Annotated in this window: 20 protein-coding genes; 8 read left to right on the top strand and 12 right to left on the bottom strand. The window is 73.0% G+C overall.

Annotated elements, in window-relative coordinates:
- Positions 1–46 precede the first annotated feature (46 nt).
- Positions 47–472 carry an organic hydroperoxide resistance protein gene (locus AB4039_RS02240; RefSeq protein ID WP_266838868.1) on the top strand — a complete coding sequence of 142 codons (426 nt, stop codon included), beginning with the start codon at positions 47–49 and terminating at the stop codon, positions 470–472.
- 87 nt (positions 473–559) lie between these two features.
- On the top strand, positions 560–1,603 hold the full coding sequence (locus AB4039_RS02235) for an EI24 domain-containing protein (protein ID WP_266838867.1): 1,044 nt from the start codon (positions 560–562) through the stop codon (positions 1,601–1,603).
- 25 nt (positions 1,604–1,628) lie between these two features.
- Here the strand turns inward: AB4039_RS02235 and AB4039_RS02230 are convergent, their stop codons facing one another.
- On the bottom strand, positions 1,629–2,528 hold the full coding sequence (locus tag AB4039_RS02230; RefSeq protein WP_442269853.1) for an NAD(P)-binding domain-containing protein: 900 nt from the start codon (positions 2,526–2,528) through the stop codon (positions 1,629–1,631).
- A gap of 147 nt (positions 2,529–2,675) precedes the next feature.
- Here AB4039_RS02230 and AB4039_RS02225 point away from each other — a divergent pair, with 147 nt between their 5' ends.
- The gene (locus AB4039_RS02225; RefSeq protein WP_266838865.1) at positions 2,676–2,984 is read left to right on the top strand and encodes a winged helix-turn-helix transcriptional regulator; all 309 of its coding nucleotides are present in this window, start codon (positions 2,676–2,678) and stop codon (positions 2,982–2,984) included.
- Here the strand turns inward: AB4039_RS02225 and AB4039_RS02220 are convergent.
- The 3 genes from AB4039_RS02220 to AB4039_RS02210 form a co-directional block, all read right to left on the bottom strand.
- Positions 2,971–3,687 (bottom strand): carbon-nitrogen hydrolase family protein, encoded by a 717-nt coding sequence (locus AB4039_RS02220; RefSeq protein WP_442269852.1) that lies wholly within the window; start codon positions 3,685–3,687, stop codon positions 2,971–2,973. The genes AB4039_RS02225 and AB4039_RS02220 overlap by 14 nt on opposite strands.
- Before the next feature lie 90 nt (positions 3,688–3,777).
- Positions 3,778–4,986 (bottom strand): low temperature requirement protein A, encoded by a 1,209-nt coding sequence (locus tag AB4039_RS02215; protein WP_442269851.1) that lies wholly within the window; start codon positions 4,984–4,986, stop codon positions 3,778–3,780.
- 63 nt (positions 4,987–5,049) lie between these two features.
- The gene (locus AB4039_RS02210) at positions 5,050–5,625 is read right to left on the bottom strand and encodes a TetR/AcrR family transcriptional regulator (RefSeq protein ID WP_442269850.1); all 576 of its coding nucleotides are present in this window, start codon (positions 5,623–5,625) and stop codon (positions 5,050–5,052) included.
- Positions 5,626–5,766: 141 nt separating this feature from the next.
- Here AB4039_RS02210 and AB4039_RS02205 point away from each other — a divergent pair, with 141 nt between their 5' ends.
- Complete coding sequence (locus AB4039_RS02205) at positions 5,767–8,217, top strand: beta-glucosidase (protein WP_442269849.1); 2,451 nt, start codon at positions 5,767–5,769, stop codon at positions 8,215–8,217.
- Positions 8,218–8,369: 152 nt separating this feature from the next.
- Here the strand turns inward: AB4039_RS02205 and AB4039_RS02200 are convergent, their stop codons facing one another.
- Positions 8,370–9,266, bottom strand: coding sequence for an SGNH/GDSL hydrolase family protein (locus tag AB4039_RS02200; protein WP_266838860.1), 897 nt, complete (start codon positions 9,264–9,266; stop codon positions 8,370–8,372).
- A gap of 251 nt (positions 9,267–9,517) precedes the next feature.
- Here AB4039_RS02200 and AB4039_RS02195 point away from each other — a divergent pair, with 251 nt between their 5' ends.
- On the top strand, positions 9,518–10,012 hold the full coding sequence (locus AB4039_RS02195) for a DUF3145 domain-containing protein (protein WP_030160508.1): 495 nt from the start codon (positions 9,518–9,520) through the stop codon (positions 10,010–10,012).
- 62 nt (positions 10,013–10,074) lie between these two features.
- Here AB4039_RS02195 and fabF read toward each other — a convergent pair whose 3' ends face one another.
- The 5 genes from fabF to AB4039_RS02170 all read right to left on the bottom strand — a co-directional run bounded on the left by fabF (position 10,075) and on the right by AB4039_RS02170 (position 14,970).
- Positions 10,075–11,343: a beta-ketoacyl-ACP synthase II gene (gene fabF, locus AB4039_RS02190; protein WP_266838859.1), complete on the bottom strand. Its 1,269-nt coding sequence runs from the start codon at positions 11,341–11,343 to the stop codon at positions 10,075–10,077.
- A 79-nt stretch (positions 11,344–11,422) separates the two neighbouring features.
- The gene (locus AB4039_RS02185; RefSeq protein ID WP_150519766.1) at positions 11,423–11,671 is read right to left on the bottom strand and encodes an acyl carrier protein; all 249 of its coding nucleotides are present in this window, start codon (positions 11,669–11,671) and stop codon (positions 11,423–11,425) included.
- Between the two features lie 57 nt (positions 11,672–11,728).
- Positions 11,729–12,733 (bottom strand): ketoacyl-ACP synthase III, encoded by a 1,005-nt coding sequence (locus AB4039_RS02180; RefSeq protein ID WP_266838858.1) that lies wholly within the window; start codon positions 12,731–12,733, stop codon positions 11,729–11,731.
- An 18-nt stretch (positions 12,734–12,751) separates the two neighbouring features.
- Positions 12,752–13,669, bottom strand: a complete 918-nt coding sequence (locus tag AB4039_RS02175; RefSeq protein ID WP_442269848.1) for an ACP S-malonyltransferase — start codon at positions 13,667–13,669, stop codon at positions 12,752–12,754.
- 89 nt (positions 13,670–13,758) lie between these two features.
- Complete coding sequence (locus tag AB4039_RS02170) at positions 13,759–14,970, bottom strand: PucR family transcriptional regulator (RefSeq protein WP_266838856.1); 1,212 nt, start codon at positions 14,968–14,970, stop codon at positions 13,759–13,761.
- 80 nt (positions 14,971–15,050) lie between these two features.
- Here AB4039_RS02170 and AB4039_RS02165 point away from each other — a divergent pair, with 80 nt between their 5' ends.
- Positions 15,051–15,710 (top strand): pirin family protein, encoded by a 660-nt coding sequence (locus AB4039_RS02165; protein WP_442269847.1) that lies wholly within the window; start codon positions 15,051–15,053, stop codon positions 15,708–15,710.
- Position 15,711: 1 nt separating this feature from the next.
- Here the strand turns inward: AB4039_RS02165 and AB4039_RS02160 are convergent, their stop codons facing one another.
- The gene (locus AB4039_RS02160; RefSeq protein ID WP_266841616.1) at positions 15,712–16,530 is read right to left on the bottom strand and encodes a serine hydrolase domain-containing protein; all 819 of its coding nucleotides are present in this window, start codon (positions 16,528–16,530) and stop codon (positions 15,712–15,714) included.
- 79 nt (positions 16,531–16,609) lie between these two features.
- Between AB4039_RS02160 and AB4039_RS02155 the strand changes: the two genes are divergently transcribed.
- Together AB4039_RS02155 and AB4039_RS02150 are read left to right on the top strand one after the other, a co-directional pair.
- The gene (locus AB4039_RS02155; protein WP_266838854.1) at positions 16,610–17,017 is read left to right on the top strand and encodes a MerR family transcriptional regulator; all 408 of its coding nucleotides are present in this window, start codon (positions 16,610–16,612) and stop codon (positions 17,015–17,017) included.
- Positions 17,014–18,036 (top strand): aldo/keto reductase, encoded by a 1,023-nt coding sequence (locus AB4039_RS02150; protein ID WP_266838853.1) that lies wholly within the window; start codon positions 17,014–17,016, stop codon positions 18,034–18,036. Before AB4039_RS02155 ends, AB4039_RS02150 begins: the two co-directional genes overlap by 4 nt.
- 38 nt (positions 18,037–18,074) lie before the next feature.
- On the opposite strand, the gene AB4039_RS02145 is transcribed toward AB4039_RS02150, so the two are convergent.
- Positions 18,075–18,932, bottom strand: a complete 858-nt coding sequence (locus AB4039_RS02145) for a DUF4429 domain-containing protein (protein ID WP_266838852.1) — start codon at positions 18,930–18,932, stop codon at positions 18,075–18,077.
- Positions 18,933–18,986 lie beyond the last annotated feature (54 nt).

The following is an 18,986-nucleotide window of genomic DNA, read 5'->3' as shown; positions in this document are numbered from 1 at the left end:
CGATCGTGGGCGCGCATCGCGGCGATTCATCTGGAGGATCCACTTCATGTCCATCACGCAGTCCGACGTCGCGTACACCGCTGTCGCCACCGCCGAAAACGGCCGTGACGGCCGCGTCGCCACCAACGACGGGCAGCTCGACGTCGTCGTGAACCCGCCGAAGGAGCTCGGCGGCAGCGGCGCCGGCACCAACCCGGAGCAGCTGTTCGCCGCCGGCTACAGCGCCTGCTTCCAGGGTGCCCTCAGCGTCGCGGCCCGCAACGAGAACGTCGACGTCGCCGGCTCCACCGTGACCGCCGAGGTCGGCATCGGCAAGAACGACGAGGGCTTCGGCATCATCGTCAAGATCACGGCCTCGATCCCGACCGTCGACGCCGCCACCGCCAAGGACCTGGTCGAGAAGGCCCACCAGATCTGCCCGTACTCCAAGGCGACCCGCGGCAACATCTCGGTCGAGCTGAACATCGCCTGACCCGCAGGCCGCGTCCGTGTCCTGACGGAACGCGAGTGGAGGCCGCACCCTCTCGGGGGTGCGGCCTCCGCCGTTTAAACTGCCTCCATGCGTGATCTTGCGGGGGGATTCCGGTACTTGCTTGCCGGACAGGGATGGGTGTTCCGGAACGGCCGATGGCTGGGCTTCGGCCTGCTGCCGGGCCTGGTCTCGCTGCTGCTCTACGCCGCGGCCCTGACCGGGCTCTTCTACGGCGCCGACGACTTCACCGCCTGGGCCACGCCCTTCGCCTCGGACTGGTCCTCGCCCTGGCTCGGCCTCTTCCGCGGCTTCCTGACCGCGCTGGTCATCTCCCTCGGGCTGTTCCTCACGGTGATCACCTTCACCGCCGTGACCCTGCTCGTCGGCCAGCCCTTCTACGAGTCCCTCTCCGAGCAGGTCGACCGCACCGAGGGCGGCGAGGTCCCCGAGTCGGGGCGCTCGTTCTGGGAGGACCTGGGGATCTCCGCCCGGGACAGCCTGCGGCTGCTGGTGCGCGTGCTGCTCTACGGGATCCTGCTGTTCGCCCTCGGCCTCATCCCGGTCGTCGGCCAGACCGTCGTCCCGGTGATCGGCTTCCTCGTCTCCGGGTTCTTCCTCACCCAGGAACTCACCTCCGTCGCCTTCCAGCGGCGCCGCGTCGACCTCGACGAGCAGCTGGCCCTGCTGCGTGGACGGCGTGCGCTGGCGCTCGGCTTCGGGGTGCCGCTGGTGCTGGTGTTCCTGATCCCGCTGGTCGCGGTCTTCCTGATGCCGGGTGCCGTGGCGGGGGCGACCCTGATGGCGCGCGAGCTGACCGGCGAGGACGGGGAGCGGGAAGGGGAGCCGGCCGGCGAGCGCGAGGGGGAGCCCCACACCGCGCAGGCCCCGGGGCGCGCGGGCGGCGACGGCTGGGCCCAGGGCCGTGGGCAGGCCCCCGCGCCCGCCTGGACCCCGGCTCCGGCGCAGGCCCCGGGATACCCGCAGGCGCAGGCGTACCCGCAGCCCCAGGCGTACCCGCAGGCGTATCCCCAGCCTCAGGCGTACCCCCAGCCCCAGGCCTATCCCCAGACCCCCGCACACCCCCAGCCCCCGGCCCCCGGTTTCGGGCCGCCTCCGCCCTCGTACCCGTAGGACCGCCCCCGGCCGGGGACGCGCCCTACGCGACGCCGCGCCGCAGCAGGGTGATCGCCCCGACGGTGTCCTCCGCGCCGTGACGGACCGGGTCGGCCTCCAGCCGCTCCCGCATCAGGTCCAGGTACGGGGAGATCAGCTCGGTGCTGACTCCCTGGCCCTCGGCCGTGCGCAGGAGGGTGCCGCCGGCCGCGACCTGCATGGCCAGGTTGGACACCACCCCGGAGGTGAAGTCCCGCGAGGTCAGCCGCTCGGCGGCGTTCCCGACGAAGAAGCCCATGGCGCCCAGCCACTCGGACAGCAGCGGGGACAGGGCCGCCGGCGCGATGTCCTCGCCCTCGATCAGCGCGTAGGCGTGCGAGATCCCCGCGAACAGTCCCGTCATCGCGCTGAGCAGCGCCACGTCGTGCAGGGCCGCGTGGCCGGGGTCCTCGCCGACGAAGCGGGCGCCGGCCGGGACCTCCAGAACCTCCCGGTGGGCTTCGAAGAGGGCGCGGGAGCCGCTGTAGAAGACGTAGGCGCCGGATCCGGGGGTGTCGATCATCGTCGGGGTGCCCATGATCCCGGCGTCCACGAAGCGGGCGCCGCGCTCCCGGGCCCAGGCGGCCCGGGCCCGGCCCTCGGCGGGGGTGCCGGTGGTGAGGTTGACCAGGTCCTTGCCGGTCAGGTCGACCCCGTCCAGCACCGCTGCGATGCTCGCGTCGTCCAGCAGGCAGAGGACGACGAGGCCGTTCGCGGCCACGGCCCCGGCGGGGTCCGCGGCGACCCGGGCGCCGCGGGCGGCCAGGGCCCTGGCCTTGGCGGCGGTGCGGTTCCAGACGGTCAGGGGGTGCCCGGCGGCGAGCCAGGTGCGGGCCAGGGCGGTGCCCATGCCGCCGAGTCCGAGAAGGGTGAGCGGACGCTTCGTCACATGCATGTCGGTCATGCCGTTTAGCCTGGTGGCGGGCGGCGAAGCGCTCAAGTACGCACTTCGAGGTGGGTGGTTACCCCGAGGTGAGCGAACAGGTGGGAGGGGTGCGCGATGGCGGTGGCACGAAGGCCCGGGGCGGATCACTGCGGAATCGCGGCGGCGATGTCCGTGATCGACGGGAAGTGGAAGGTCTCCGTCCTGTGGGAGTTGGAGCGTTCCCCGCGCCGCCGCTTCGGCGAGCTGCGCAGGCTGGTCCCCGGGGTGTCGGAGAAGGTGCTCGCCGCGCAGCTGCGCGAACTGGAGGAGGACGGCATCGTCCACCGCGAGGTCCACGACGAGGTCCCGCCGCGCGTGGAGTACTCCCTGACCCCCCTCGGCCAGGACCTGAACACGGCGCTGGAGTCGCTGGGCGAGTGGGGTGCCAAGCACCTGATCCCGGACTCCGCCCGAGCCGGGATCAGCCGGCGGTGACCTCGGCCGTGACCAAGCCCGGGGCGTGGGCGCCGGCCTCGGCGAGCAGTTCCCCGCCGGGGGCCCACACCGCCGAGCGGCCGCAGCCCGTCCAGGGGCCCGCCCGGCCGACGTGGTTGGCGAGGACCGTGTACAGGCCGGCCTCCCTCGCGATCCCCGGATAAACGGCGGCCCGCTCGGCGATCCCGTCGCCCGTGCCGTACAGGGAGCTCGCCAGGTGCACCCGGCAGCCGTCGGCGGCCGCGCGGCCGGTCAGTTCGGGGAAGTGGTTGTCGAAGCAGATCCCGAGGGAGAAGCGGATCCCGCTGAGCTCGAAGCGCCCGTCCGCCGTGCCCGCGACGAAGACGCCCTGCTCGTGACGGTACAGGTGCTGTTTGGCGTACGTCGTCACGTGCGCGCCGTCCGCGTCGTACACCAGGGTCGCGATGGCGGGCCGCGGCCCCCCGGTGCGCAGGGCGACGTTGACGGCGGTCGCGATCCGCGCCGACCGCAGTGCGTCCAGGCGGGGGTCGTCGGGGCCGTCCAGCCACAGGCCCGGGTCCCCGGCCAGCGCCTCCAGCTCGTACCCGGTGAGCGTGAACTCCGGGAAGACCACCAGCCCGGCGCCCTCGTCGCGGGCCGCCACGGCCAGCTCGGCGGCCACGGCGGCGTTGGCGGGGACATCGGCGGGGACGCAGCAGAACTGCGCGGCGGCGATCTTCACGTGCTTCAGGATGCCAGCCGGTCCGGCCGGCTCCGGGGCCGGGCCGCCCCCCCCGGTCCCGGAGGCCCGTCAGGGCCGCCCCGCGGCCCGTCAGCGAACGGGCGCCGCGGGCTGCCCTTCGGGGGCCGGGCCGCCGGGGAGGCTGCCGTTCGCGCGCACGAGGGCCAGTTCCGCCAGGTTGAGGGCCGTCACCAGGAGGGACAGCAGCGCCAGTGCCCCCAGCGAGGGCAGCCGGGCCGCCACCGGGAGCACGGCCAGGACGGTCGCGGCGGCCCCCAGCCGGGTCAGTGACCAGGAGCGGAACAGGTGCCAGCGGGTGTACCCGAAGGTGGCCAGGAAGAGCGCGCAGCCCCCGTACAGCAGGGCGGCGACGCCCAGCGGGAGCCGTTCGCCGGGGCGGGCCACCGCCTCGGCCATGCCGACGGCCACCGCGATGACCGAGGCGATCAGCGAGAGGTGCCCGTACGAGAGGACCTGCCGGGCCACGTCCGCCCGTACGGCGGCGGTCTCCAGGCCGTGGCGGACGGCGCTCGCGGCCAGGTGGAAGTACACCCACCACAGTCCGCAGACCAGGGTGAAGGCCACCGCGACGGCGGTCAGGGAACCCGCGCCCAGCTCGGGGGAGGTGGCCACCGGTGCCCCGACGGCCACGATCGACTCGCCCAGGGCGATCATCACGAACAGCCCGAACCGTTCGGCGAGGTGCCCCGACTCGAACGCCAGCCGGACCATGGCCCGGCGGGTCAGCCGGGGCGCGGCCAGGTCCACGGCCGCGGCCAGTGCCCACAGCCAGGTCCGGGTCCCGCCGTCGAGGAAGGCCCCGGCCAGCAGCAGCGGACCGCTGATCAGCACCGACAGGGTCACCGGGGTCGGGGTCAGCCGTCGGGAGGGGCCGTGCGCCAGGGCGGCGAGGACCACGCGGGCGCAGAAGTAGGCACCGGCGAAGAGCGCTCCGCGGTCCCCGAAGGCGCCGGGCAGGGCCAGGGCCATCATCAGGCCGCACAGGCCGGCGGTGAACAGACCGAGCCGGTTCACCGGCCGCTCCGCGTCGTGGGTGTTGGCGTGGACGGTGTTGCCGACCCACACCCAGTAGACGGGCACGAAGACGATCAGGGCCCGGCCGGTGCCGGCCCAGCCGTGGTCGTGGTGGAGCAGTGCGGAGACCTGGGTCACCGCGAACACCAGCACCAGGTCGAAGAACAGCTCCGACCAGGCCACCTTCTTCTCCGGCGGCCCGTCCTCGGCGCCCTCCCCCCGCTGCTCCCGCTCCCGCTCCTGCTCCCGCTTCTCCAACCCCACGGCGTGTCCCCCCAGTTCCCCCGGCCGGTGTCGGGGGACAGGATGCCCGGCGGGCCGTGCGGGCTAGACGGCGGGGCCGCGCAGGAGGGTGAGGAAGGAGCGGAACGCACCGGGCATGTCCACCGATTCCGGGGCGAGCAGCCACTGGTACTGGAGACCGTCCATCACCGCCGTCAGCAGCGGAGCGGCCTCTTCCGGGGTGAGGCCCGAGGGGAGGCGCTCGCCGAACTCGGCGCGCAGCACGGCGGTCATCTCCCCGCGCACCTGGGCGTAGCGCTCGGTGAAGAACTCCCGGGCCGGGTGGCCGTCGGTGACGCTCTCGCCGAGCAGCGCCGAGAAGGTCTGCACGATGCCGGGCCGCATGGCGTTGTACTCCACCAGCGAGGCCAGCAGGTCCAGGCGCCAGGTGTCCGCGGCGGCGCGCGAGCCGCCGCCCGTGTCCCAGCGGTCGCGCTCCTCCAGGACGGCCACGAGCAGGGCCTCCTTGGTGGGGAAGTAGTGCAGCAGCCCCTGCTGGGTGAGGCCCACGCGTTCGGCGACGGAGCCCAGGGAGGCCCCCCGGTAGCCGCGCTCCGCGATCACCTCGACCGCCGCGCGGATGATCTCGCCGCGCCGCTCCTCGCTCTTCGCCCTGGCCATCGCCCGGCACCCCTTCCGTTCGTACCCACAAGAAGGACCGTACGACATAGGGATGTCACGAAAAGATTACAAACCCTACCGGTCTACAGGGTGGAGGTCCACGATGGGGGCACCACACCGCACTCACGAGGAGGCACGGCCGTGACCGATGCCGATCAAGCCCGCGACCGCACCCGCGAAGACGCCGTGGAAACGGCGCTGGGCAAGCTGGATCTCGACACCAAGACCCGCCTCCTGGCCGGCCAGGACATGTGGTCCCTGCCCGCCGTTCCCGAGATCGGGCTCCGCTCCCTGGTCATGTCCGACGGGCCCGTCGGCGTGCGGGGCGTGCGCTGGACCGCGGACGACCCGTCCGTCGCCCTGCCCTCCCCGACCGTGCTCGCCGCCGCCTGGGACCCCTCCCTCGCCCGCCGGGCCGGCCGGCTCCTCGCCCAGGAGGCCCGCCGCAAGGGCGTCCACGTCCTGCTGGCCCCCACCGTCAACCTGCACCGCTCCCCGCTCGGCGGACGCCACTTCGAGTGCTACTCCGAGGACCCCTGCCTGACCGGCGCCATCGGCAGCGGCTACGTCAACGGCGTCCAGGACGGCGGCGTCGGCACCACCGTCAAGCACTTCGTCGGCAACGACGCCGAGACGGAACGCTTCACCGTCGATTGCGTCATCGCCCCGCGCCCGCTGCGCGAGCTGTACCTGGCGCCCTTCGAGGCGATCGTGACCAACGCCCACCCCTGGGGCATCATGACCGCCTACAACCGGGTCAACGGCACCACCATGACCGAGCACCGGTACCTGGTGAACGAGGTCCTGCGGGCCCAGTGGGGCTTCGACGGCTGCAACGTCTCGGACTGGACGGCCGCCCGCTCCACCACCGGGGGCATCCTCGGCGGAATGGACGTGGCCATGCCCGGCCCGCAGACCGTCTACGGCCCCGCCCTCGCCGCCGCCGTCCGGGCGGGAGAGGTCCCCGAGTCCGCCGTCGACGCGGCCGTGCGCAACGTGCTGCGCCTCGCCGCCCGCGTCGGCCTCCTGGAGGGCGCCCCCGCCGTGGTCGCCGAGCCGCCGGCCCCCCTCGACGGGCAGGCCCTGGCCCGCGAGCTGGCCGTGCGCGGGTTCGTCCTCGTACGCAACGAAGCCGGCGCCCTGCCGCTCGACGCGGGTGCGGGCCGCACCGTCGCCCTCAGCGGCGCCGCCGCCCGCGACGCCCGCGTCCTCGGCGGCGGGTCCGCCACCGTCTTCCCGGAGCGGGTGCTCTCCCCGCTCGACGGGCTCACGGCCGCGCTCCCCGACGGAGCGCTGACCTACACCGTCGGCGCCGACCCGAGCGAGGAGCTCGTCCCCGCCGACCAGGGCTTCACGCTGCGCGCCGTCTGCCGGGACACCTCCGGGGCCGTCCTGGGCGAGGGCCGCCTGCCCAGCGGCCAGGTCCAGTGGATCGGCGAGGACCTGCCCGGCGACGCCTCGTACGAGACGTTGGCGAGCATCGAGGTCACCGGCACCTTCGTGCCGCGCGAGAGCGGCGAGCACGCCTTCGGCACCCGGGGGCTGGGCGCCTTCGGCCTCACCGTCGGCGGACGGGTCCTGTGGGAGGGGGTCCAGGAGCTGGGCGACGAGGCAGACCCCTTCGAGGCGTTCTTCGGCGCCCCCAGCGAACGCGCCCGCCTGACCCTCGTCGAAGGAGAGCCCGTCGAGGTCTCGCTCACCTACCGGGTCCCCGACATGAGCGCGATGCCGCTCAAGGCCGTCATGTTCTCCCTGCTCCACCTCGGCCCCCGGCGCGACGCCGACGAGCTGATCGCCGAGGCCGTCTCGGCGGCCCGGGCCGCCGACACCGCAGTCGTGGTCGTCGCCACCACCGAACGCGTGGAGTCCGAGGGGTTCGACCGCCGGGACCTCGTCCTGCCGGGCCGTCAGGACGACCTCGTGCGGGCCGTGGCCGCCGCGAACCCGAACACCGTGGTCGTCGTCAACGCCGGTTCCCCGGTGGAACTCCCGTGGCGCGAGGACGTCGCCGCCGTCCTGCTGACCTGGTTCCCCGGACAGGAGGGCGGGGCCGCGGTGGCCGACGTCCTCCTCGGGCACGCCGAGCCGGGCGGGCGCCTGCCCACCACCTGGCCCGCCACCCTCGCCGGCGCACCCGTCACCGACGTGCTCCCCTCCGAAGGGCGCCTGGAGTACCGCGAGGGACTCGACATCGGCTACCGGGCGTACGAGAAGCACGGCGTGACCCCCGCCTACCCCTTCGGGCACGGCCTCGGCTACACCGACTGGGCCTACGAGTCCCTGGAGGCCACCGCCCACCGCGTCCGGGTCCGCCTGACCAACACCGGAGGCCGGCCGGGCCGCGAGGTGGTCCAGATCTACCTGGCGCCCGTGGCCGACGCCGTGGAACGCCCCGCCAGCTGGCTGGCCGCCTTCGCGGGGGTCGGGGCGGGCCCCGGCGAGAGCGTCGAGGTGGAGATCCCGCTGCCCGCCCGCGCCTTCGAGATCTGGGACGAGGCCGCGAGCGGCTGGCGGCGGATCGGCGGGACGTACGAGGTGCGCGCGAGCCACTCGCACGCCGACACGCGGCTGACCGTCACGCTCGACCTGTGAACGGCCGCCCGGCGCACCCGCTCGGCCGGTGCGCGGCGGGCGCCGACCGGCGCGACACGCCGTAGGGTCGAAATGGCCGGAAAACAACCATGAATCCGGTCGGTGAACCGGACCGGGGGCGGGCCCTGACACCCGCCCCCGGTCCTTCCGCGTCAACGCGGGGGCTGCGCCGCCGTCACCTGGCGGTGGGCCAGTTCCGCGAGCCGCGCCTGTCCGTCCCGGCCCGGGTGGAACCAGTCCCAGCGGCTGAGCTGTTCCGCGGAGAAGGGGTACTGGAACACCGCGCCGCCGTCGTAGCGGCACAGCCGGTCCTTCGCGCAGACCTCGCGCAGCACCTCGTTGTACTCGACCACCCGCGCCCGCACCTTCTCCCGGCGGGCCGTCGCGCCCTCCGCCCCCGACAGCGGTTCGGCGAGCATGGACTGACAGATCCCCAGCTTCCAGACCTGCCGCACCATCGGGCTGTCCTTGCCCTGCTCCCACAGCCGCTGGAGGTCCGGCACGGAGGAGACGTAGACCTGGGAGGCCGGCGAGGCGGCCCGCAACCCGCTCAGGGCCTGCTCGAAACCGGCCCGGAAGTCCGCCACCGAGGTCATCGACGAAACCGTGGGCCGGCAGGCGTCGTTCGAGCCCACCATCACCGTGACCAGGTCGGGCTTGTGCTCCGCGGCCGAGGCGAGCTGCCCCGGCAGGTCCGCCATCCGCGCTCCGGTCACCGCGAGGTTCCAGCTGCGCGCGGGTACCTCGGCCGCACCGAGCAACCGGGTGGCGAGCGACTGCACCGCGGGGTCGTCGCCCGTGGCCCAGGAGACCTCCGGGCAGTCGGCCAGCACCGAACAGGCGTCGAACCCGCGGGTGATGGAGTCACCGACGGCCGCGATCGACGCGGGTGCGGTGTTCCAGCGCGGCCCCGCCCCCGCGCCCCGCTCGCCCGCCGGCTTCGCGCCCCCGGAGTCACAGCCGGTGACCACTGCGGCCAGGACGCCCACCGCCACGCCCGCCGCCGCGACGGTCCGGCGCACGCTGCGGCGCGGAGCGGTGGTGCGCATCGACTGGTCCCTCCCTCGTCGGCCCCACGTCCTTCCGGGGGCGTCCTGCTGAGTGAATGCTCCGCGTTTACGGGCCTCGGAGCGACCGTACGTCACACCATGACCCCCGGCGCACGGTAGCTTTTTCCCGTGGCGTTTCGGCCGCAGGTGCCGCAGCGCAATGTCAAATAATTTCCGTTACATTACATCACGTCACATACTGTCCGTTTTCTGGAGTTTATTCCCGACCTCGTCCCACACTGGAGGTCCCGGTGACGACACGTGGAGTTCTGTACGTGCATTCCGCACCGCGCGCGCTCTGCCCGCACGTGGAATGGGCTGTTGCGGGCGTGCTCGGGGTGCGGGTGAACCTCGACTGGATCAGGCAGCCCGCCTCCCCCGGCACCTGGAGAGCCGAGTTCTCCTGGCAGGCCGAGGCGGGTACCGCCTCGAAACTCGCCTCCGCGCTGCGCGGCTGGCACCTGCTCCGCTTCGAAGTGACCGCCGAACCCTGCCCGACCGCCGAGGGCGAGCGCTACAGCTCCACCCCGGAGCTCGGCATCTTCCACGCCGTCACCGGCATGCACGGCGACATCCTGATCCCCGAGGACCGGCTGCGGGCCGCGCTCGCCCGGTCGGCACGCGGCGAGACCGACCTGGAGGCGGAGATCGCCAAACTGCTCGGCAAACCCTGGGACGACGAACTGGAGCCCTTCCGCTACGCGGGCGAGGGCGCCCCGGTCCGCTGGCTCCACCAGGTCGTCTGACCCCGCCCACGAGAAAGGCCCACCCGGTGTCCGGGTGGGCCTTTCTCGTGGTGCCGGTCGCTCTACTGGACGCTGCGGAACGCCAGCGTCACGTTGTGGCCGCCGAAGCCGAAGGAGTTGTTGATCGCGGAGATCGGGCCGTCGACGGGCAGCTTGCGGGGCTCGCCGCGCACGATGTCCGCGTCGATGTCGTCGTCGAGTTCCTCGATGTTGATCGTCGGCGGGGCGATGCGGTGGTACAGCGCCAGCACGGTCGCGACGGTCTCGATACCGCCCGCGCCGCCCAGCAGGTGACCGGTCATCGACTTGGTCGCGGAGATCGCGATGTGGTCGAGGTCGTCGCCCAGGACCTTGCGCAGGGCCTTCAGCTCGGCCGTGTCACCCTGCGGGGTCGACGTGGCGTGCGCGTTCAGGTGGACCAGCTCGGCCGGGTCCAGGCCGGTGTTGTCGAGCAGGTTCTGCACGGCGGCCGCGACACCGCGGCCCGTCGGCTCCGGCTGCGCGATGTGGTGGCTGTCCGCGGACAGGCCCTGGCCCAGCACCTCGCAGTAGACCCGGGCGCCGCGCGCGGCGGCGTGCTCGGCGGACTCCAGCACCACGACGCCCGCGCCCTCGCCGAGGACGAAGCCGTCACGGCCCTTGTCGTACGGGCGGGAGGCCTGCGTCGGGTTCTCGTTGTTCTTGGACATCGCCATCATGTTGGCGAACGCCGCGATCGGCAGCGGGTGGATGGCCGCCTCGGTACCGCCGGCGACGACCACGTCGGCGCGGCCGGTACGGATCATCTCGACGGCGTAGCCGATGGCCTCGGCGCCCGACGCGCACGCGCTGACCGGGGTGTGCACACCGGCGCGGGCGTTGACTTCGAGACCGACGTTGGCCGAGGGGCCGTTCGGCATGAGCATGGGGACGGTGTGCGGGGAGACCCGGCGCACACCCTTTTCCTTCAGTACGTCGTACTGGTCGAGCAGGGTCGTGACGCCACCGATGCCGGAGGCGATCACGGTGCCGAGACGCTCGGGGACGATGGACTCGTCCTCGCCGGCCGGGGCGGTGTAACCCGCGTCGGCCCAGGCCTCGCGGGCCGCGATGACGGCGAACTGCGCCGAGCGGTCGAGCTTGCGGGCCAGCGGGCGGGGGAGTACCTCGCTCGGGTCCACAGCGGCCCGGGCGGCGATCTGTACCGGCAGTTCGGCGAAGCGCTCGCCCTCCAGGGGCGATACGCCGGACCGGCCGGCGAGCAGACCTTCCCAGGTCGAAGCGCTGTCGCCACCCAGCGGAGTGGTTGCGCCGATACCGGTGACGACCACGGTGCGATTGGTCGGGCTCACAGGAATTCTTTCTCCACGTCTAAGGGGGTGCTGAATTGTCACGGCGCCACCGCCAGGTGGCGACAAACGCTCGTCAGGCTCAGGCCTGGTGCTTCAGGATGTAGTCCGCGGCGTCGCCGACCGTCTTGAGGTTCTTGACGTCCTCGTCCGGGATCTTCACCTCGAAGCGCTCTTCGGCGGCGACGACGACCTCGACCATGGACAGGGAGTCGACGTCCAGGTCGTCGGTGAAGGACTTGTCCAGCTGGACGTCCTCCTGCGGGATGCCGGCGATCTCGTTGACGATCTCCGCGAGACCTTCGAGGATCTCTTCCTGCGTGGCGGCCATGTGGCGCTCCTTCTATAGCTGAGTGGGTTGATCAGGGCGGGAAGTGGATCCCGGGCCCTAGGGGAGGGTAACGACCGTCGCGGCGTAGACGAGCCCCGCCCCGAAGCCGATGACGAGCGCGGTGTCGCCGCTCTTCGCCGCTCCGGTCGCCAGGAGCCGCTCCATGGCGAGCGGGATCGAGGCGGCCGACGTGTTGCCGGTGGTTTCCACGTCACGGGCGACCGTGACGTGCTCCGGCAGCTTCAGAGTCTTCACCATCGAGTCGATGATCCGCATGTTCGCCTGGTGCGGGATGAAGACGTCCAGGTCCTCCGCGGTGATCCCGGCCGCGTCGAGCGCCTGCTGGGCCACCTTGGCCATCTCGAAGACGGCCCAGCGGAAGACCGCCTGACCCTCCTGCGTGATGGCCGGAAACTTCTCTCCGCCGTCCTTGCCGAGGTACTCGTCCCACGGCACGGTCTGCTTGATCGTCTCGGACTTGTCGCCCTCCGAACCCCAGACAGTGGGGCCGATGGCGGGCTCGTCCGAAGGGCCGACGATCACAGCGCCGGCACCGTCGCCGAACAGGAAGGCCGTCGCGCGGTCCTCCAGGTCGGTCAGGTCCGAGAGCCGCTCGACACCGATGACGAGGACGTACTGCGCCGACCCCTCGACCACCAGGCCCTTGGCGAGCGTCAGGCCGTAGCCGAAACCGGCACAGCCCGCCGAGATGTCGAACGCCGCGGGCTTGCCCGCGCCGATCCGGTGCGCGATCTCCGTCGCGACGGCGGGGGTCTGCTTGAAGTGCGAGACCGTGGAGACGATCACCGCACCGATCTGCTCCGGGGAGATCCCGGCGTCGGCGAGCGCCTTGCCGGAAGCCTCCACGGACATCGCGGCGACCGTCTCCTGGTCCGAGGCCCAGTGCCGGGTCGCGATGCCGGAGCGGGAGCGGATCCACTCGTCGGACGAGTCGATCGTCTCCAGGATGACCTCGTTGGGCACCACCCGGACGGGGCGGTAGCCGCCCACACCGAGGATGCGGGCGTACGGGGAGCCCTTGGCCGGCTTGATCTTCGACATGCTTGTGGGCTCCTTCTCTCAGGCCGCCTGCGCTGCGATGAGCGCGGCGGCCTTGTCGAGATCGTCCGGGGTCTTCAGGGCCACGCTCGGAACGCCCTTCAGCGCGCGCTTGGCCAGACCCGTCAGGGTGCCGCCGGGAGAGAGCTCGATGATCCCGGTGACGCCCAGCTCGGCGAACGTCTCCATGCACAGGTCCCAGCGGACCGGGTTCGCGACCTGGCCGACCAGGCGGGCGACGACGTCGGCGCCCTTGTCGATGACGAGGCCGTCCCGGTTCGAGACGTACTTCACCGTCGGGTCGGCCGGCGTGAGGGCCTCGGTGGCCTTCTGCAGCGCGGCCACCGCGGGCGTCATGTGGTGCGTGTGGAAGGCGCCCGCGACCTTGAGGGCGACGACCTTCATGGAGCCCTCGGGCTTCTCGGCCTCCAGAGCGGCGATCTGCTCCATGGTGCCGGCGGCCACGATCTGGCCCGCCCCGTTGATGTTGGCCGGGGTCAGCCCCAGCTTCTCCAGGTGTGCGACGACCACGTCCTGGTCGCCGCCCAGGACCGCGGCCATGCCGGTCTCGGTGACGGCGGCGGCATCGGCCATGCCCAGACCGCGGGTACGGACGAAGGAGAGCGCCTCGCCCTCGGTCAGTACGCCGGCGTAGGCGGCGGCGGTGATCTCACCGACGCTGTGCCCGGCGACGGCGCCGAAGGCCGAGGGGGAACCGAGGGCGGAAGCGGACAGCAGGCCCGCCGCGACCAGCAGCGGCTGGGCCACGGCCGTGTCGCGGATCTCGTCCGCGTCGGCGTTCGTGCCGTAGTGGGCAAGGTCGAGCCCGATGGCGTCCGACCACCCGGCGACGCGTTCGGCGGCGCCGGGGAGTTCGAGCCAGGGAGTCAGGAAGCCGGGCGTCTGAGCGCCTTGGCCGGGAGCGACGAGTACGAGCACCCTCACACTCTCTCTTGTGGACGGTCCCCGCCGCCCGTGGGGACAGGGACGAAGAACCGTCGGGCTAATTGTTGATGTCCGACAAAAGTCTAGGACTGCGGATCTCCGTCGGCCAGACGTCCGAGGATCAGGGCGATCCGCAGCGTGAACGCCGAACGAACGTCGGAGGGTGACCATCCGGTGACGTCGGTCACACGTCGGAGCCGGTAGCGCACCGTGTTGGGGTGCACGAACAGCATCCGCGCGGCCCCCTCCAGGCTGCTCGCCTGCTCCAGGTAGACGCTCAGCGTCTCCAGCAGCGCCGAGCCCGCCTCCTCCAGCGGTCTGTAGATCTCCTCCACCAGCTGCTCCCTGGCCGAGGGATCGGAGGCGATCGCGCGCTCCGGCAGCAGATCGTCCGCCAGCACCGGCCGCGGCGCGTCCTGCCAGGCGGTGCAGGCCTTGAGGCCGGCCGCCGCCGCCTGCGCCGACTTCGTCGCGTTCAGCAGGTCGGGCACCACCGGACCGGCCACCACGGGACCGGCCGCGAACGGGCCGATCAGGGACTTCGCCACCTGCATCGGGTTGTCGCTGCCACCCGCGATCACCACGAGCCGGTCGCCGAGCACACCGGTGAGCACCTGGAGCTTGTGATGGCGGGCCGCACGCCGGATCGCCTCGACCGTCAGCTCGCTGTCCCCGTCCGGCGCGGTGCCCAGCACCACGCACACGTGCTCCGGCGAATTCCAGCCAAGGGCCGCCGCCCGCGACAGCGCGCCCTCGTCGGCCTCGCCCGACAGCACGGCGTTGACGACCAGGGACTCCAGCCGGGCGTCCCACGCCCCCCGGGCCTCGGCCGCCTGGGCGTACACCTGGGCGGTGGCGAAGGCGATCTCCCTGGCGTACACCAGCAGCGCCTCGCGCAGGATCGACTCGTCGCCCGGGGCCGCGACCTCGTCGATCGCGGCCTCCATGACCTCGATCGTCGTACGGACCATCTCGACGGTCTGGCGCAGGGTGATCGCCCGGGTCAGCTCGCGCGGAGCCGTCCCGAAGACGTCGGTGGAGATGGCCTGCGGGGTCTCCGGGTGCCGGAACCACTCCGTGAACGCGGCGATGCCGGCCTGCGCCACCAGGCCGATCCACGACCGGTTCTCCGGCGGCATCGCCCGGTACCACGGCAGGGTCTCGTCCATCCGAGCGATGGCGTTGGCGGCGAGCCGGCCGGAGGACTTCTCCAGCCGGCGCAGCGTCGCCGTGTGGGGGTGGGGCGGATGCGCGGGACGGGTCTCGGGGGACTGCTCACGTTCGGGTTGGGGCACGGGACAAGACTGCCTTATCAGCGCCCCGGCGCGGACGCGGGTCCGCGGCGGGCCCCCGGACGGGGGCTACGGTGGCCCCCATGATTGATGTACGCCGTGCTGCGGACCGGTACGACGGAGGGGACGCGGGCGCCGGGATCAGCACCCGCCACGCCTTCTCCTTCGGGTCCTTCTACGATCCGGACAACATCCGCTTCGGCCCGGTGCTGGCCTGCAACGAGGAGCGCCTCGCGCCCGGATCGGGCTTCGACGAGCACCCGCACAGCCACACCGAGATCGTCACCTGGGTGGTGGAGGGCGAACTCACCCACCGGGACAGCACCACCGGCGACACCGGCGTGGTCCGCCCCGGCGACGTCCAGCGGCTGGGCGCCGGCGCCGGTGCCCGGCACGTCGAGCGCAACGACGGCGCGGCCCCGCTGCGGTTCGTGCAGATGTGGCTCGCGCCGCTGACGGCGGGCGGGGAGCCCGCGTACGAGGTCGTACGCGGCCTCGCGGACGGCACCCCCTACGAGGTCCCGGCGGCCGGAGCGGTGCTGCACGTGCGGCGGCCGGGCGCGGGCGAGCGGGTGCCCGTACCGGACGCGGAACGGGTCTACCTGCACGTGGTGCGCGGGGACCTGCGGCTCGACGGTGCGGAGCTGGGTCCCGGGGACTCGGCGCGGATCACCGGCGAGAAGGGCCTGGAGATCACCGCCGGGTCCCCGGGRGAGCTGCTGATCTGGGAGCTCCCGGCCTAGCCTAGGCCGAGCGCAGCTCCGCGAGGACCGCGTCGGTGAAGGGGGTCCACGCCTCCACCGCCCAGGGGCCGAAGGCCCGGTCGGTCAGGGCCACGCAGGCGGCGCGGGCGTCCGGGTCCACCCACAGGAAGGTGCCGGACTGGCCGAAGTGGCCGAAGGTCCGCGGGGAGGACGTGGTGCCCGTCCAGTGCGGGGACTTGCCGTCGCGGATCTCCAGGCCGAGGCCCCAGTCGTTGGGGGACTGGTGCCCGAAGCCCGGCAGGACGCCCTTGAGGCCCGGGTGCACCACGGAGGTGGCCTCGGCGACCGTGCGGACGTCCAGCAGGCGGGGCGCCTGGAGCTCGGCGGCGAAGCGCACCAGGTCGGACACGGTGGAGACGCCGTCCTTGGCGGGCGAGCCCTCCAGGGTGGTCGACGTCATGCCCAGCGGCTCGAAGACGGCCTGGTGCAGGTACTCCGCGAAGGGGATCCCGGTGGCCTTGGTCAGATGGTCGCCGAGCACCTCGAAACCGGCGTTCGAGTACAGCCGCCGCTCCCCGGGCGGGGCCATCGAGCGGTGCTCGTCGAAGGCCAGTCCGCTGGTGTGCGCGAGCAGGTGACGGACCGTCGAGCCTTCGGGGCCCGCCGGTTCGTCCAGCTCGACGGCCCCTTCCTCGTACGCGACGAGGGCGGCGTACGCGGCGAGCGGCTTGGTGACCGAGGCCAGCGGGAAACGGTGGTCCAGCGGCCCGTGGGAGCCGGCCAGGCTCCCGTCGGCGCGGACGACGGCGGCCGCGGCGGTCGGCACCGGCCAGGTCTCGATGGCCCGCAGGCTGTCCAGGGTGTTGACGGGATCCAGGCTCTCCATGCGGCCGAGCCTACTTGCTTGGAGTGCACTCCAGGGTTTTAGCGTTGAGGCCATGAGCCAGAGCCTGACGCAGACGCGGTACACGATCAGCGAGGTCGAGGCCCGGACCGGGCTGACCCAGCACACGCTGCGCTGGTACGAGCGCATCGGGCTGATGCCACACGTGGACCGCTCCCATTCGGGACAGCGGCGGTTCACCGACAAGGACCTCGGCTGGCTGGCCTTCGTGGGCAAGCTGCGCGCGACCGGGATGTCGGTGGCGGACATGGTCCGCTACGCCGAGCTCGTCCGGGAGGGCGACCACACCGTCGACGAGCGCCGCGCCCTGCTGGAGCACACGCGCCGGGAGGTGCGGGCACGCCTCGCGGAGCTGACCGACGCGCTGGGCGTACTGGACTGCAAGATCGAGATGTATGCGATGAACACGCTGAACACGGCCACGGGGAAGGCACAGTCATGACGGAGCGCACCACCATCGAGCGGGTCGAACTGGGCAGGGGCGGACCGGTCGTCGGCGTCCAGGGCCTCGGCTGCATGGGCATGAGCGAGTTCTACGGGGACACCGACGAGACGGCGGCCCGAGCGACCCTGGACGCGGCGCTGGCCGCCGGGGTCACCCTCTTCGACACGGCGGACGCCTACGGCAGCGGGGCGAACGAGGAGTTCCTGGCGCCCTTCGTGGCCGCCCACCGGGACGAGATCACCCTCGCCACCAAGTTCGCCCTGGAGCGCCGCGCCGACGACCCGGCGTACCGGGGCATCCGCAACGACCGCGCGTACATCCGCGGGGCCGTCGAGGACAGCCTGCGGCGGCTCGGGGTGGACGTGATCGACCTCTACTACATGCACCGCCGTGACCCGGCCGTGCCGTTCGCCGAGTCGGTGGGCGCCATGGCCGAGCTGGTGCAGGAGGGGAAGGTGCGCCACCTCGGGCTCAGCGAGGTCACGGGGGCCGAGCTGCGGGAGGCGTACGCGGTGCACCCGATCGCGGCGCTGCAGTCGGAGTGGTCCCTGTTCAGCCGGGACGTGGAGCGCAGCGCGGTGGGCGCGGCGGCGGAACTGGGCGTGGCCTTCGTGCCGTACTCCCCGCTCGGGCGGGGCTTCCTGACGGGCGCCTTCGCGGACGCGGCGGCAGACCTGGCGGCCGGGGACTACCGGCAGCACCAGCCCCGCTTCACCGGGGACAACGCGAAGGCCAACGCCGCGCTGCTGGACCCGGTCCGGGAGATCGCGGCCGCGCACGGGGCCTCCCCGGCGCAGATCGCGCTGGCCTGGGTGCAGCAGCGGGCGGCGGTGCACGGCCTGACGGTGGTCCCGATCCCGGGCACCCGCAAGCCGGAGCGGGTCGCGGAGAACACCGCGGCCACCCGGATCACGCTGAGCGCGCCGGAGCTCGCGCTGCTGGAGCCGATCGCCGGCCGGGTCGCGGGGGACCGCTACCCGGACATGACCTTCAGCTCGGCGGCGCGCGAGGAGTAGGACCGGGCCGCGGCCCGTCGCCGAACGCCGCCCGCTGGCTACGCGTCCGCGGCGAGGCGGTCGCGCAGGGCGGCGTACTCGGAGTCGGTCAGCAGGCCCGCTCCGTAGAGCTCGCCCAGGTGCTGGAGGCGGCCGTCCTCGCCGGAGCGGGCTCGCGGCAGGGAGGCCACGGGGGTGCGGGCGCGCAGGGCCGCGAGGACGGCGGCGGCGAAGGGCAGCGATTCGTGCACGGCCCCGTACCCGACCCCGAACACGGCGGCGGCCAGGTCGTGGTCGGCGCGGGGGTCCCCGACCCCGGGGGCGGGGTCGCGGGGCAGCAGGCGCAGGTACCCGGCGCCGGGGCGTTCCGGGGAGACCCACTCGACGCCGGACAGGGAGGTCAGGGCGAAGCGTTGGTCGCCGGACCGCCACTTGGTGCTGGAGGCGCCGGTGCGCGACCAGTGGAAGGTGACCGCCGAGCCGTCGAAGCCCACCCGGGCGTCGTACGCCTTCAGCTGGAGGGGCGGCTGCGGGACCTCGACCAGGAAGCGGTCGGCGGGCTCGTCTGCGTCGCGCCCGAGCCGGCCGCGCAGGGCCTCGGCGAAGGCCTCGGCCCCGTCCGCCCGGTCCGCGGGGAGCGTGAGCCGGTACGGGTCGCAGGCCTCCTTGAGCTGCCCGGCGGCAGCCTCCATCAGCGGATCGGCTCCCGGACGCGGTACGGCGCGCAGCACCACCGCGTCGCGCCGGCCGCCCGCGGACACCTCGACACTCACCCCGGACAACGCTTCCAGGGGGATCCTGCGCTCACCCAGCGCGTTCCAGAGCCGTGGAGTCCGCATCCCCCGTGCGAAGCGGATGAGCACCGAGTCCGAGTCGAACTCCCAGACGGCATGATTTCCGGCCAGTACGTCACCCATGCGGCACATCGTAAAGGGAGGCGCCCCCGCGCGTCCCCCCGGTCGGCAGGGACG

It is taken from the genome of Streptomyces sp. M-16 (assembly GCF_052114405.1).
GTDB lineage: Bacteria > Actinomycetota > Actinomycetes > Streptomycetales > Streptomycetaceae > Streptomyces.
The sequence above is the reverse complement of the archived record's forward strand: the minus strand, read 5'-3'. Positions and strand labels throughout refer to the sequence as shown.